Source organism: Vibrio methylphosphonaticus (genome assembly GCF_023634655.1).
GTDB classification, from domain to species: domain Bacteria; phylum Pseudomonadota; class Gammaproteobacteria; order Enterobacterales; family Vibrionaceae; genus Vibrio; species Vibrio methylphosphonaticus.
This window is the reverse complement of the sequence record NZ_JAMKMS010000004.1, coordinates 120197-135189: the sequence shown is the minus strand read 5'-3', so window position 1 is coordinate 135189 and position 14993 is coordinate 120197. Positions and strand designations below refer to the sequence as shown.

The following is a 14993-nucleotide window of genomic DNA, read 5'->3' as shown; positions in this document are numbered from 1 at the left end:
TACAAGTGACTTCTTTGAACGAAAGGGTTAAATCTTTTTGAAGATCAACGAGCCATTCGTTCCACCAAAGCCAAATGAGTTACACAGAGCATATTCCATATCAACTTTGCGCGCTGTATGCGGAACAAGGTCAATATCGATTTCTGGTTCTTGGTTATCTAAGTTGATTGTTGGTGGAACAATCTGATCGACCAAAGACATCACCGTAATGATCGCCTCTGCAGAGCCTGCTGCACCAAGAAGGTGACCAGTCATCGACTTAGTAGAAGAAACCAATACTTGCTTAGAGCCAGCTTCGCCCAACGCACGTTTAATGCCATTAATCTCAGCAATATCACCTGCAGGGGTTGATGTACCATGTGCATTTACGTAACCGATTTGCTCACCCGTTACGCCAGCATCACGCATTGCCGCTTCCATAGCTAGCGCACCACCAGAGCCGTCAGCACTAGGTGATGTCATATGGTAGGCGTCACCACTCATACCAAAACCAACGATTTCAGCATAAATTTTAGCGCCACGAGCTTTAGCGTGCTCATATTCTTCAACAACCATCATACCGGCACCGTCACCGAGCACGAAGCCATCGCGATCAACATCCCAAGGACGTGACGCTTTTTGTGGCTCATCGTTACGAGTAGACAAAGCTTTAGCAGCTCCAAAACCCGCCATGCCAAGAGGCGTTGACGCTTTTTCAGAACCACCAGCAACCATCGCTTCTGCATCGCCATAGGCGATCATGCGAGCGGCATGGCCGATGTTATGCAAACCAGTAGTACACGCTGTAGAAATTGCGATATTCGGGCCACGTAAGCCTGCGAAAATAGATAACTGACCAGCAACCATGTTTACGATGGTTGATGGAACAAAGAAAGGACTTACACGACGTGGGCCTTTACCTACTAACGCATTGTATCCCGCTTCAATTAAGTCTAGGCCACCAATACCCGAACCAATCGCAACACCATAACGGTGCGCGTTTTCTGGGTTAACTTCTAGGCCTGAGTCTTTGAGAGCTTGCATACCTGCCACGATTCCGTATTGGATAAACAAATCCATTTTACGAGCATCTTTTTTGGTGAGGTATTCGCTGTAATCAAAGTCTTTGACTAAACCAGCGAAGCGAGTTGAGTATTCAGTTGCATCAAAGTGCTCGATATTAACGATGCCACTTTGACCTTCTAATAGGGCTTTCCATGAAGATTCTACGGTGTTGCCTACCGGTGACAACATACCCATGCCAGTGACAACAACACGACGCTTGGACATGATATTTTTCTCCGGGGGATTGAAATGTTTCTATTTGAAAGGATAGAAGAGGTTAAAAAAACACAGGCGGCCAGAAGGCCGCCTGGGAGAGATATTACTGAGCGCTATTTACGTAGTCGATAGCCGCTTGAACAGTAGTGATTTTCTCTGCTTCTTCATCAGGAATCTCGGTATCGAATTCCTCTTCTAGAGCCATTACTAGCTCAACTGTGTCTAGAGAGTCTGCACCTAGATCGTCAACAAATGAAGCTTCGTTCTTAACTTCTGCTTCGTCTACACCTAGCTGTTCTACAATGATTTTTCTTACGCGTTCTTCAATGTTGCTCATTTTTCTTTTCCTTTACAGATTTCGCTCAATGCGATGTTTCCGTAGTTTATTCGAACTGTTGAAAGTTGCAAGGGGGTCCTTGCTGGTCAAACCACAATTTTCGCGAATTTAACCGAAATTCAGTACATTTTTGACTTAAATCATGCACAAATGTTGCGCAGATTAAACCATATACATGCCGCCGTTCACGTGAAGCGTCTCACCTGTGATATAAGCCGCTTCTGGAGATGCAAGAAATACAACTGCTGAAGCTATTTCACGAGGGTCACCTAAACGACCTGCAGGTACGTTCGCTAGTGTAGCAGCTCGTTGCTCATCATTCAGCGCTTTTGTCATATCTGTTTCAATAAAACCTGGTGCAACTGTGTTAACTGTGACGCCACGAGACGCAACTTCACGTGCCATAGACTTAGTAAAGCCAATTACGCCCGCTTTTGCAGCTGCATAGTTTGCTTGACCGGCATTACCCATGGTGCCAACTACAGAACCCACATTGATGATACGTCCTTGACGTTTTTTCATCATGCCACGTAATACCGCTTTAGAAAGGCGGAATATTGACGTTAAGTTGGTGTCCATAATATCTGTCCACTCGTCGTCTTTCATACGCATAAGTAGGTTATCACGAGTAATACCCGCGTTATTTACTAAGATATCAATCGCACCGAACTCTTCCGTCATTTGCTTAAGAGAGGCTTCAATTGATGCAGTATCGGTTACGTTCAACGCAAAACCTTTACCGTTCTCACCAAGATATTCGCTAATAGCAGCAGCACCATTTTCCGTCGTTGCAGTACCGATTACCGTCGCGCCGCGCTCAACAAGCAATTCAGCAATAGAACGACCAATACCGCGACTCGCACCCGTTACTAAGGCAATTTTGCCTTCAAGGTTCATCATGTTAATTTTCCTTATTATTTTGCTGCTTCAAGTGACGCTGAATCATTAACCGCAGCGGCACTTAATGTCTTAACGATACGTTTCGTTAGACCGGTTAATACTTTGCCAGGGCCGAGTTCAAATAACTTCTCGACACCCTCTTCACTCATTTTTGTCACACCCTCAGTCCAACGAACTGGGCTATAAAGCTGCGCTACTAGCGCTTCTTTAATTTTAGCCGGATCCGTTTCTGCCACTACCGCTACATTGTTAATCACTGGTAGTGATGGTGCATTAAACTCGATATCTTGCAACGCAATCGCTAATTTTTCAGCTGCTGGTTTCATTAACGCACAGTGTGAAGGCACTGAAACAGGTAAAGGCAATGCACGTTTCGCACCTGCTTCTTTACACAAAGCACCTGCACGTTCCACGGCAGCTTTGTTGCCTGCAATCACAACTTGGCCTGGTGAGTTAAAGTTTACAGGAGAGACCACTTCATCTTGAGCTGCGTCTTCACATGCTTTAGCGATAGCGGTATCGTCTAGGCCGATGATTGCGTACATAGCGCCGACACCCGCAGGTACGGCTTCTTGCATCAATTGCCCACGCAACTGAACCAATTTAATCGCTTCTTTGAAATCAATCACGCCTGCACACACCAATGCAGAGTACTCGCCAAGGCTATGTCCAGCAATCACACTAGGTTGTTCTAGTCCTTGCTCTTGCCATACTCGCCAAATTGCAACAGAAGACGCAAGTAAAGCGGGTTGTGTACGATGCGTTTGATTGAGATCCTCTGCTGGACCCTCTTGAACCAATGCCCACAAGTCATAGCCTAACGCGTCAGACGCTTCGGAAAATGTTTGCTTAACAACATCGAATTGCTCACCAAGCTCGGCAAGCATACCAACAGTTTGTGAACCCTGACCTGGGAACACGATTGCAAAATTACTCATCGCTATTTCCTTAAACAACGCAATCAATATTAAATTCGTTTATTAAACACTTAGGGCTAGAAACGGACTAACGCCGCCCCCCAAGTAAATCCACCACCAAAAGCTTCGAGTAGTAGGTTTTGACCGCGTTTAATTCGACCATCACGTACCGCTTCATCGAGCGCAGTTGGGACTGTCGCAGCTGACGTGTTGCCATGGCGATCAAGCGTCACTACGACTTGATCCATTGGCATAGCCAGTTTCTTTGCTGTCGCGGAAATAATTCGGTAGTTAGCTTGATGAGGCACTAACCAATCCAAATCGGACTTGTCCATACCATTTGCAGCAAGGGTGTCTTTAACCAGTTTCGACAGTTGAGTCACCGCAACTTTAAAGACTTCATTACCTGACATATTCAACCATTTATCAAGCTCACCACCGCGAACAGGCATCTCAAGGCTTAATAAATCACCGAATCGACCATCCGCGTAGGTGTGAGTTGATAGAATTCCAGGCTCTTCGCTAGCGCCGAGTACAACCGCACCAGCCGCATCTCCAAACAGAATGATCGTTGAGCGGTCAATTTCTTCAACCGTTTTTGACAGACAGTCTGAGCCGATCACCAGTACATTTTTACACATACCCGTTTTGATATGTTGATCGGCAACCGACAGCGCGTACACAAAACCAGTACACGCAGCGGCCATATCAAACGCAGGGCATCCTTGAATGCCGAGTTTCGCTTGAATTTGACACGCCGAAGACGGGAATGCATGACTACTACTGGTGGTCGCAACGATGATCATGTCGATATCATTCTTGTCGATACCGGCCATCTCTATGGCATTCACTGAGGCGTGATACCCCATATCAGCAACAGTTTCATCTTCAGCAGCGATGCGGCGCTCTTTAATGCCTGTACGCGTTACGATCCACTCATCTGTCGTATCTACCATTTTCTCTAAGTCTGCGTTTGAACGCACCTGAGACGGCAGGTAGCTGCCTGTACCTAATATTTTGCTATACATGAAGACTATTATTGCCTCTCGAGTAACACTGCTTCTAGACGATCACTTATTTGGTTTGGCACTTGACGCCTCACCTCATGGACTGCTTCGCCTATAGCATTAACAAGTGCTGGGACATCAGCACTTCCATGGCTTTTAATGACAATGCCGCGCAATCCTAACAAACTTGCCCCATTATACTGGTCGGGGTTCAGTGTTTTCACCTCAGTTATAAGATCGGAGAACAGTATTCTTGCTATCCATCCTTTAATCGTTGAGGAAGACAAGCGATCTTTCAGCTTATCAACAAAAAGTTGAGCTGTGCCTTCGCAAGCCTTGAGTACTGTATTTCCTACAAAACCATCACACACAACCACATCCGCGGCATCATGAAGTAACTCATTACCTTCAATATAACCAATATAATGGATGGAATGTGTTTGCGACAACATTTCGGCGCAACGTTTGACTAAATCATTGCCTTTGATCTCTTCAGCGCCAATGTTGAGAATCGCCACTCTGGGCTTTCGTTGCAAATGTTGCTCAGCTAATGCGCTGCCCATCACCGCAAACTGAAATAAGGAATCGGCATCAACTGATGCATTCGCGCCTAAGTCCAACATCCAGGTTTTATTGCCCTGTGCGGTCGGCAATGCGGTCACAAGTGCGGGTCTGTCAATGCCGGGGAGTAACTTAAGACGGAAGCGAGAAAGTGCCATGAGTGCGCCAGTATTTCCGCTGCTCACACAGGCATCAGCTTGCTCAGATTCGACAAGATCAATCGTGACACGCATAGAAGTGTCGTGGCTATGTCTTAGGGCGAGTGAGGGCTTTTCTGAATTCGAGATGATTCGGTCGCAGTGTCTCACCGTTAAACGGCTGCTACGCTGATGACCCAATTCGTTGAGTTGGTTTTGTATCGACGCTTGATCGCCGACAATTATGACTTTCAGCTCTGGGAAATGCGACAGTGCCTGCACGGCGGCAGGCACTGTAACGGAAGGACCGAAATCCCCGCCCATTGCATCAAGTGCAACGGTTATATTATGCAAAGGTCAACCTTACTTGTTGATAACCTTTTTGCCACGGTAGTAACCGTCAGCAGTCACATTGTGACGTAGGTGAGTTTCACCTGAAGTTGCGTCTACAGATAGCGCAGCTGAAGTTAGCGCATCATGTGAACGACGCATGCCACGCATAGAACGTGACTTCTTGCTTTTTTGTACGGCCATTGACCCTACTCCTGTGTTAATGCTTAAAAATTACTTCTTTAAGCTTTTTAAAACGTCGAATGGATTCGGTTTATCTTCCACAAGTTCTTCTGGAATTTCACCAAACACCATATTATTTGGGTTAACGCTACAATCTGCGTCGTCATGCATTGCTATTTGAGGCAGGTTTAAGATGAACTCGTCTTCAACCAGTCGTATCAAGTCCACTTCACCGTATTCATTAAGATCTACCAAATCATAATCTTCAGGTGCTTCTTCTTCACTTTTCTCACTAAAATAAGGAGTATAAGTGAATTGAACTTCGCACTCATGTGCGAAAGACTCGTTACAACGTTGACACTCTAAGTCGACTTCGATGTTAGCTTTACCAGAGATAACAACTAATCGCTGTTCATCATGCCCAAAGGACAATGATACGTTCGCATCGCGTTTGACGCTCTCAACTGACTCGTGAAGACGCTTGAATAAACTCACTTGGATGATGCCATCTAAGTCGAGTCTTTTCTGTGCTGTCTTGGACGGGTCAACCGTTCGCGGTATTTTTACCTTCTGCATAGGGCGCGAATATTATCTTCCAAATCAAATTTAGTCAAAGAAAAAGGCAAAAAAGTTGTACTTTTTTCACCTTACGATTGAGAATCTTCAGAATACTCTAAAAACCGAACGAATGATAAAAAAATGACAGCACAAATGGAATCATTTCAACTAATTTTAGCATCCACTTCCCCTTATCGCGCAGAGTTACTCAGCAAGCTGGGACTAAACTTTACCGCTAAAGCTCCACATTTCGACGAAACAGCCCTGCCAAATGAAACCCCAGAAGCCCTAGTTCAACGGCTTGCCTTGGGCAAAGCACAAGCTCTGTGCGCTGAATCTAATGCGCTGATTATTGGCAGTGACCAAGTCTGTGTGATTGACGGTGCTATCATCGGAAAACCGCTAACACGGGCCAACGCAATTACTCAGCTCACTCAACAAAGCGGTAAAACCATCCGTTTTTATACCGGACTTGCTCTGTACAACACAACAACACAACAGTCAGAGGTACGAGTTGACACCTTTGACGTGACATTTAGAACACTCACTCAGCGACAAATCGAGTGCTACGTAGACATTGAACAACCACTATATTGTGCGGGCAGTTTCAAGAGTGAAGGACTTGGCATTACGTTGTTTTCGTCACTGGATGGCAAAGATCCCAACACCTTAGTTGGTTTACCGTTAATCGATTTGGTCACAATGCTTGATGCGCACGGCATATCACCTCTTAATTAAGCCATCCGATAGAAAGGGGGACGGGATAAATCCAACCGAACGTGGAAATCGTGGGCGAGAAAGATGGCAACAGCGCGATAATAGCTCAGAGTTATCGTTGGCGGGTCAGCAGTGACTCCCTTTCGGTTACCACCCTAAAGGGAGTCGAGGCCTATTTTAATTGAGCAATGGCTTTTTTAAGCTTCGGCTCCATTTCCGCATGAATTTCCATACGCTTTTCTGTCGATGGGTGAACAAAAATAATGTTGGCCGCATGTAAAAACAATCGATCTAAACCCACTTTTGCCGTGTATGCGTCAAAACGACGATCGCCATAGCGATCATCCCAAGCTATTGGATGGCCCGTATATTGAGCGTGTACACGTATTTGATGAGTACGGCCGGTTATAGGGCTAGCCTGCACTAATGTTGCCTCTTCAAAAGCTTGCAACACTTTGAATCGCGTTTCAGATGCTTTACCATTTGGATTCACACGAACAATACTGTTCACTTCATTTTTAAGCAGTGGCGCTTTGACCACCTTACAACTTGGCTTCCATTTTCCCATCACCAAGGCAAAGTAGTACTTCTGTACCGTTTTCTCTCTGAATTGAGCCTGTAAATGCCTCAATGCAGATCGTTTTTTTGCCACCAGAAGAATGCCTGATGTATCTCGGTCAATACGGTGTACCAGCTCCAGAAAACGAGCATCGGGGCGCAGCGCTCTTAACGCCTCAATCGCACCAAATTTCAAACCACTGCCGCCATGGACCGCTGTCCCCGAGGGTTTATTCAAAATCAGTACATGGTCATCTTCATAGATGATATGAGACTCAAGCTCTGCCACTTTATTGAGTTTGGTACTCACGGGCGCGTCAGATTCTTTTTCTTCGACCGTCACCGGCGGTATACGAACAATATCGCCAGCTTGTAGTTTATACTCTGCCTTTACTCGCTTTTTATTAACGCGAACTTCACCCTTGCGGACGATTCGATACACCACACTTTTGGGTACGCTTTTTAATTGGTTGCGCAAGAAGTTATCAATGCGCTGACCAGCCATATCGTCGTCAATATCGACAAATTGGACTTTAGTTCTTATTTCACTCATTTGGTGATTATAACACCCAAAGCACTAAGAAAATAACGCTTTCTATTCACAACAGCGAAGCGAAGCCCACACAACCTGTTTCAATCACCCCTAAGTTATACTGCAGGGACAAGCTGTGGATAAATTTCGCGCACTTTCCCAATTCTGAGATCACACCTTAAAAAATAAGACTAAAATTCAAACAATTAACTACAAATCCATAGTTAGAAACATGTTTTTTTCTGTGGTTTGTCGTAAAGCTGATTGCTGATATTTCGCTGCGCTGCTATAGTTCACAGCTGCGTAGGATGATTAGATTGGATTTAACTATTTATCACTATTATCCATACGTAAACTACACCATGAGTAGAGCCCTTAATATTGAGACGCTGCGTACGGCATAAGACGTTGATAATTAAGGCAGCCTTGTCATCTACTCACGTATTCGTGTTTTGAGTATTACCGCCATATGCGGATCACCCAAGTTTGACTTGTGTGATGACTGTAGTGCCCCAGAGCATCCCTTCCAGCCGGGAGGCTGCAACAATATTAGCCATGGGATCAGGCACCACGATTTACGACTATCGTGACAAGAGCAATGACGAAAACAAAGAAAATAAACGAGAATTTCCGTAATGAAAAGAATGTTAATCAACGCAACTCAAAAAGAAGAGTTGCGTGTCGCTCTGGTCGATGGCCAGCGACTATTTGACTTAGATATTGAAAGTCCAGGTCACGAATCAAAAAAAGCAAACATCTATAAAGGTCGTATTACACGAGTTGAACCAAGCCTAGAGGCTGCATTCGTAGACTACGGTGCCGATCGCCATGGCTTTCTCCCTCTTAAAGAAATTGCACGCGAATACTTCCCAGCCGGTTATACCTACCAAGGTCGTCCAAGCATCAAAGATGTCTTGAGCGAAGGCCAAGAAGTGATCGTGCAAGTAGAAAAAGAAGAGCGTGGCAGCAAAGGCGCAGCATTAACGACATTTATCTCTCTAGCAGGTAGCTACTTAGTATTGATGCCAAACAACCCAAGAGCCGGCGGTATTTCTCGTCGTATCGAAGGTGAAGAACGCACAGAACTGAAAGCAGCACTAAGCACACTTGAACTACCACAAGGTATGGGTCTTATCGTCCGTACTGCTGGCGTAGGCAAAAGTGCTGAAGAACTAGAGTGGGATTTGAAATTCCTTCTAAACAACTGGGGCAATATTAAAAACGCCGCAGACGCTAACCCAGCACCGTTCCTAATTCACCAAGAGAGCAACGTCATTGTCCGTGCTCTACGCGATTACTTACGTCGTGATATTGGTGAAATCTTGATTGATAGCAACACCATTTACGAACGCGCAAAGCAACACATTGAGCATGTACGCCCAGATTTTGTTAGCCGTGTTAAAAAATACGATGGTGAAGTTCCGCTGTTTAGCCATTACCAAATTGAAAGCCAAATCGAATCAGCGTTCCAACGCGAAGTTCGTCTACCATCTGGCGGCTCAATCGTTATTGACCCAACAGAAGCCTTAACTTCTATCGATATCAACTCTGCTCGTGCAACAAAAGGCAGTGACATCGAAGAAACCGCGCTGAATACTAACTTAGAAGCCGCAGATGAAATTGCTCGCCAACTTCGTCTACGAGACCTTGGTGGTCTAGTCGTTATCGACTTTATCGATATGACGCCAGTTCGTCACCAACGAGAAGTTGAAAACCGACTACGTGAAGCCGTTCGTATTGACCGCGCTCGTGTTCAGATTGGTCGTATCTCGCGTTTCGGTCTATTAGAAATGTCTCGTCAACGCTTGAGCCCGTCACTCGCTGAAGCAAGCCACCATATTTGTCCACGTTGTACAGGTACTGGTGTCGTTCGTGACAATGAATCTCTCGCGCTGTCTGTTCTTCGTTTAATTGAAGAAGAAGCACTTAAAGACAATACTTGCCAAGTTCTGGCAATTGTTCCCGTCCCTATTGCTTCCTACCTTCTTAATGAAAAGCGTCGCTCTGTTAATCACATTGAACGCGTTCAAGAAGTTAAAATTACTGTCGTGCCAGATTCAGATATGGAAACCCCTCACTTTGAGGTAATCCGTGTCCGTGATGGTGAAGAACACGACCTACTTTCTTACTTACTTCCTAAGAAGATTGATGCGCTTAAAGAAGCAGAAAGTAAAGAAGCGCCAGAATCTGAAATTAAACCTCGTAAGATTGAGCAGCCAGCCGTTCAAGGCTTCGCTACACCCGCACCTGTTGCACCTAAACCTGCAGCAAAAGCTGAAGTAGCGCCTGAAAGCAACAAACCTGGTCTAGTTTCACGCTTCTTCTCTGCTATTAGTGCATTCTTTGCTAGTTCAGAAGAACCGAAGAAAGAGACGGCTGAACCAAAGAAAGAAGAAAAGCCACGTGGTGATAAGCCCCGTCGTAACAATCGCAATGATCAGCGTCGTCGTAATAACCGTGATAATCGCAATGACCGCGATTCACGTGATAACGATCGCAACAAAAATCGTCGCAATAAACCACAAGACAACGACGCAGCAAAAGAGCAAAACGAAACAGCTCAAGAGCCGCGCAAGTCGCAAAATCGTCGTAACAAACCTCAAGACCGTCGCAACAAAAAGAGTGATGAGTCTAATGGCAAATCGAAGGTTGCAGAGCAAGGTCAACAAATAGCGGCTGATGTGCAAGCTGAGAAAGCAGCGCCTCGTACGCAAGAAAAAGCACCACGTACTGAAGAAAAGACAGCGAAGATCAAAGAACGCCGTCAACGTCGTAAACTGACTAAACAAATCCGCACTAAAGATCAAAACGCTCAACAAGACGTTGAAGTGATTGCTCAAGAAACGGAAAACTTAAAAGCTCAGAACGAGAAAGCGACACAAGTTGCGAAAACCGTTGATGCCGTTGTTGATACACAAACTACTGATACACCCGCAGCAAAAGAAGAGGGTAAGCAACGTCGTAACCGCCGTTCACCTCGTCACTTGCGCGCCAGTGGTCAACGCCGTCGTCGTGGTCGTGATCGTCGTCCTAACCCGTTTAGACTAAGAAAAGGTGGTGTGGCATCTCCAGAGATGGCCATGGGTAAAGTAATGCCAAGCTATGGCATCATTAAGCCAGCCCCTAAGAAAGCTCAACAGGAAGCGGCAAGCTCTGTTACAGCGTCAATCATTACTTCAGGTGTTGCTCGTCCAGAAATGGCGATGGGCAAAGTCATTATCCTAAGTTCTGCTGTCGTTGAAGCAACAGTGACAAACCAAGCCGTAATCCTAGAAACGCCAGTTGTCGAAACTCCAGTAGTTGAGACTCCAGTAGCTGAGGCTCCAGTAGCTGAAGTGACAGCAACTGAGACTCGCGTTGTTGAAAATAAGGTTACTGAAACTAAAGCTGCTGAAAACAAGGTAACGGAAGCCCCTGTGGTTAACGAACCAGCGGTTACACAAGCAGAAAAAGTCACTGTCGACGTTACTCCTGTCGTTAAGAAACCTGCACAAGCACCGGCTCAAGCACCTAAGCAAGCTATAACAAAATCGAGCTTTAAAGGTCACGCTACTGCAGCGATGGCAAAAGCACCGGGCGTTGCTGAGTTAGGTGACATTGAAGTTAAAGCAGCAGCTTTCAGAACAGAACGTTACACACCGAAAGGTGCTGGTAGTCAGGTAGCGAGAAGTTCTGCAGGTGCAGCAACGACTAAACCTAACTATTAATAACCAATCGGTTAAACACTCATCATGCGTCAGCATTAGAGTGTGAGTAGAAATAAATAAAATGGGTTGCCTTGGCAACCCATTTTTTTGACTCGTTTAATTCATACACATTTCCTTTCATTATTGAACTTCTCCTCACATTTCTGTAGCATGCGGAACTTCGTACGTTTCATTACCAATACGCCCTATCGCTGTCTTATGACATACCGATAATGATTGTAATTAGCTTTGAATTGCCGTGTTTCTTGCTGCAATACCCCTTTTTAATCATATCGTCACTTGCGCTGTTTGGAATGGATGTTAATCCAACACAACTATTGAATTGAATCATATGTTTGAATTTCCACAATTTTCAAAACACTCGGTTAAAAACGATGTGTTATCGGGACTCACTGTAGCCTTAGCGTTAGTTCCTGAAGCGGTTGCATTTGCCTTCGTAGCGGGTGTTGATCCAATGGTAGGTCTTTACGCCGCCTTTATTGTCGGTCTAATCACCTCAATCTTTGGTGGTCGCCCTGGCATGATTTCCGGTGCTACTGGTGCAATGGCCGTTGTGATGGTGAGCCTAGTGGCGACTCACGGCGTTCAGTATCTCTTTGCCGCCGTCATGTTTGCTGGTTTTTTGCAAATCACTGCAGGTCTATTCAAACTGGGCAAATTCATTCGAATGGTGCCACATCCAGTAATGATTGGGTTTGTAAATGGTCTTGCCATTGTGATTTTCCTCGCTCAAATGGGACAATTTAAAGCACCCGACTTAACTGGCGCGATGACATGGTTACCGCAAGGCCAAATGATTATCATGTTGGGTCTTGTCGCTCTTACCATGGCTATCATTCATTTCCTACCAAAACTGACCACTGCGGTACCTTCATCGTTAGTCGCGATTGTTGCGGTAACCGCATTAGTTCATCTATTAGGCCTTGAAACTCGCACGGTTGTGGATTTCCTAAGAACGATGTCTGGAGATGTCACAGCTACATTGGCTGGCTCGCTGCCGACGTTCTCGATTCCTTCGGTTCCGTTCACATTAGAAACGTTCAATATTATCCTTCCATACGCGATTATCTTGGCAGCAATTGGCTTAATTGAGTCACTACTAACGCTAACGGTTCTCGATGAAATGACTAATACTCGTGGTCAATCTAACCGTGAATGTGTGGGTCAAGGTCTAGCTAACGTTACATGTTCTGTGTTTGGTGCGATGGGTGGCTGTGCGATGATCGGTCAATCAATGATCAACGTAAACTCTGGTGGTCGCGGTCGTCTATCTGGCATCGTAGCCGCAAGTGCACTGCTGTTCTTCATTCTCTTTGCTTCTGCCATGATTGAAATGATTCCTCTAGCGGCGCTAGTGGGGGTAATGTTCATGGTGGTGATTGGTACCTTTGAGTGGGCAACGTTCAAACTTGCACGTCGCGTACCTAAACAAGACTTCTTTGTTATTGTGCTTGTAACCGTTGTAACCGTATTAACGGATCTTGCGGTAGCCGTGGCAATTGGTGTGGTTGTGTCTGCTCTGATGTTTGCGTGGGAACACGCAAAGCATATCTATGCAAGCAGCCATATCAACGAAGAAGGCTCAAAGGAATACAAGATTAACGGCCCTATTTTCTTTGGTTCAGCCGCTAATTTCTTAGAGTTGTTTGACGCGAAAAATGATCCACAAGATGTAATCGTTGATTTTGCTCAATCTCGTGTAGCGGACCACTCTGCTATCGAAGCAATTGAAACTCTTGCCGAGCGCTACACAACAGTAGGCAAAACGTTGCATCTACGACACCTAAGTCCCGATTGTCGTGCCTTGTTGGATAAAGCAGGTAGCTTAGTTGAAATTAACGTAAAAGAAGACCCAAGCTACAAAGTGGCGACGGACCTTCTCGCTGGCTAAGCTCGCTTAATCGTCTTATCACAAATTTAAAAAAGGGACCATTCGGTCCCTTTTTTGTACTTACTGGCTAGCGCTGTATGAACACCAGTTTTCTATTGTTTAATCCGCTGCGGCTTAATCCTCAGCGACTTAATCCTCGGCAACTTAATCCTCAGCAACTTTAACGCGTACAATATCTTCCTGTTGCGCTGAAAACTGTTTCTTTAGTTCCGTCTTAGATTTGAATGCGATCTCTCCGCCCGCTGCTACCGACATGTGTTGGGGATCAACATTATATTTTGACTGATACAGCATGACAGCCTGCATACATGAATCTTTCTGTTCTTGCGATAATACGCTTCCTTCAGGCCAGCGACCGGTTTCACACGCATAAAGAAGTCGATCGTAAACATCTGGCGTCATCGCACTTAAAAGTTGCTCTACATCCATCCTGAACCTTCTTATTTATTCTTTATCTCTATCTCGCAAAAGCACCGTTCTGCGAGGTTAATTCCTTACTCGAACCATAACCTGATGTTACACTGAGTCAAGTTGAGCTCAATAAATCAGTGCCTCTGATCACAAGTAAATTAATGAAATTACATTACGCTATACTCTTACTAACATCTAGCAGTCTATTGACCGGTTGCTTTGAATCTCGCAAAAACACTGATCAGGTATGTTTATCTGAACCCTCGTTGCAATGTTCTTCATTAAATGTCAATGACGGGCAATGCCGCATCATTCGCACAGACTTGATCTGGCATCGTTATGAGGCGTTAGATGCTCCCCAAAGTGACGCTTCTCAAATACAAGAGTATTACTTAATTAAGGAATACCGTAAGTGCCTTGAATTGGCATCACAAATACAGCCTATCGAGCAGGCGGCATTAAAAGAAAAGCGCTTCAATGCTCTCATGTATGCAATAAACGAACAGGAGCGTATAAATACAGAGCTCGCTCCATCACAAGCGCCTGAAACATTGTACTTTTTATGGAGTGAAACTGGCGACTCCACCGCGAAGCGACGGTTTTTAGCGATGGAAGGTCAGCCTTCACTTGAAACCTCTGCGATGCAATATGCGCTCGCTACTCACTACATATCAAGAGACAAGCCCAAAACCTACGAGTTACTATTGCATTCTTTAGAGCTCTCTAGCGATGGCCATATTAATAACGACGCTATCAAGTCGCTTGCTAGCGTCAGTTATGCGTTATCAAAGACACATGAATCATACCTGTGGACAATGGTGGGTAAGCAACAAGGGGTTCCTGTCGTTACCAATACAGAGTTAAAACGAATGTTTGCCTTTAACAACGATGAATACAAGCGATTAGATGCACAGGCACAGTCTATTACCTCATCATTAAGAGCGGGTGAATTTACTCGTCAACTCGCGACAATCAATCTTTAAACGA

The 14993-nt window shown here is 45.2% G+C and carries 14 protein-coding genes; 4 read left to right on the top strand and 10 right to left on the bottom strand.

The genetic code is table 11. The annotated features are described in order from the left end of the window. Positions 1 to 27 precede the first annotated feature (27 nt). The 8 genes from fabF to yceD form a co-directional block, all read right to left on the bottom strand. A complete protein-coding gene (gene fabF / locus M9196_RS06180) occupies positions 28 to 1269 on the bottom strand; it encodes a beta-ketoacyl-ACP synthase II (RefSeq protein ID WP_250616653.1) in 1242 nt (413 codons plus the stop codon). Between the two features lie 94 nt (positions 1270 to 1363). Then, positions 1364 to 1597, bottom strand: a complete 234-nt coding sequence (gene acpP / locus M9196_RS06175; RefSeq protein WP_027697107.1) for an acyl carrier protein — start codon at positions 1595 to 1597, stop codon at positions 1364 to 1366. Between the two features lie 162 nt (positions 1598 to 1759). Further along, the gene (gene fabG / locus M9196_RS06170; RefSeq protein ID WP_250616821.1) at positions 1760 to 2494 is read right to left on the bottom strand and encodes a 3-oxoacyl-ACP reductase FabG; all 735 of its coding nucleotides are present in this window, start codon (positions 2492 to 2494) and stop codon (positions 1760 to 1762) included. Between the two features lie 17 nt (positions 2495 to 2511). Then, positions 2512 to 3435: an ACP S-malonyltransferase gene (fabD, locus tag M9196_RS06165; RefSeq protein ID WP_250616652.1), complete on the bottom strand. Its 924-nt coding sequence runs from the start codon at positions 3433 to 3435 to the stop codon at positions 2512 to 2514. A 56-nt stretch (positions 3436 to 3491) separates the two neighbouring features. Continuing rightward, entirely contained in the window at positions 3492 to 4442 is a 951-nt protein-coding gene (locus M9196_RS06160; RefSeq protein WP_250616651.1) for a beta-ketoacyl-ACP synthase III, read from the bottom strand. Positions 4443 to 4450: 8 nt separating this feature from the next. After that, entirely contained in the window at positions 4451 to 5473 is a 1023-nt protein-coding gene (gene plsX / locus M9196_RS06155) for a phosphate acyltransferase PlsX (protein ID WP_250616650.1), read from the bottom strand. A 9-nt stretch (positions 5474 to 5482) separates the two neighbouring features. Next, positions 5483 to 5653, bottom strand: a complete 171-nt coding sequence (rpmF, locus tag M9196_RS06150) for a 50S ribosomal protein L32 (protein WP_031493499.1) — start codon at positions 5651 to 5653, stop codon at positions 5483 to 5485. 30 nt (positions 5654 to 5683) lie between these two features. Beyond that, a complete protein-coding gene (gene yceD / locus M9196_RS06145) occupies positions 5684 to 6208 on the bottom strand; it encodes a 23S rRNA accumulation protein YceD (protein ID WP_250616649.1) in 525 nt (174 codons plus the stop codon). A 135-nt stretch (positions 6209 to 6343) separates the two neighbouring features. Between yceD and M9196_RS06140 the strand changes: the two genes are divergently transcribed. Beyond that, the gene (locus tag M9196_RS06140) at positions 6344 to 6928 is read left to right on the top strand and encodes a Maf family protein (protein ID WP_250616648.1); all 585 of its coding nucleotides are present in this window, start codon (positions 6344 to 6346) and stop codon (positions 6926 to 6928) included. Positions 6929 to 7079: 151 nt separating this feature from the next. On the opposite strand, the gene rluC is transcribed toward M9196_RS06140, so the two are convergent. Continuing rightward, on the bottom strand, positions 7080 to 8018 hold the full coding sequence (rluC, locus tag M9196_RS06135; protein ID WP_250616647.1) for a 23S rRNA pseudouridine(955/2504/2580) synthase RluC: 939 nt from the start codon (positions 8016 to 8018) through the stop codon (positions 7080 to 7082). A 614-nt stretch (positions 8019 to 8632) separates the two neighbouring features. Between rluC and rne the strand changes: the two genes are divergently transcribed. Both rne and M9196_RS06125 read left to right on the top strand, forming a co-directional pair. Continuing rightward, on the top strand, positions 8633 to 11704 hold the full coding sequence (rne, locus tag M9196_RS06130; RefSeq protein WP_250616646.1) for a ribonuclease E: 3072 nt from the start codon (positions 8633 to 8635) through the stop codon (positions 11702 to 11704). A 331-nt stretch (positions 11705 to 12035) separates the two neighbouring features. After that, positions 12036 to 13595, top strand: coding sequence for a SulP family inorganic anion transporter (locus M9196_RS06125; protein ID WP_250616645.1), 1560 nt, complete (start codon positions 12036 to 12038; stop codon positions 13593 to 13595). A gap of 144 nt (positions 13596 to 13739) precedes the next feature. Here M9196_RS06125 and M9196_RS06120 read toward each other — a convergent pair whose 3' ends face one another. Beyond that, positions 13740 to 14024 (bottom strand): YeaC family protein, encoded by a 285-nt coding sequence (locus M9196_RS06120; protein WP_250616644.1) that lies wholly within the window; start codon positions 14022 to 14024, stop codon positions 13740 to 13742. Between the two features lie 143 nt (positions 14025 to 14167). On the opposite strand from M9196_RS06120, the gene M9196_RS06115 reads away from it, so the two are divergent. Then, positions 14168 to 14989 carry a DUF2989 domain-containing protein gene (locus M9196_RS06115; RefSeq protein ID WP_250616643.1) on the top strand — a complete coding sequence of 274 codons (822 nt, stop codon included), beginning with the start codon at positions 14168 to 14170 and terminating at the stop codon, positions 14987 to 14989. The last annotated feature ends 4 nt before the right edge of the window (positions 14990 to 14993 follow it).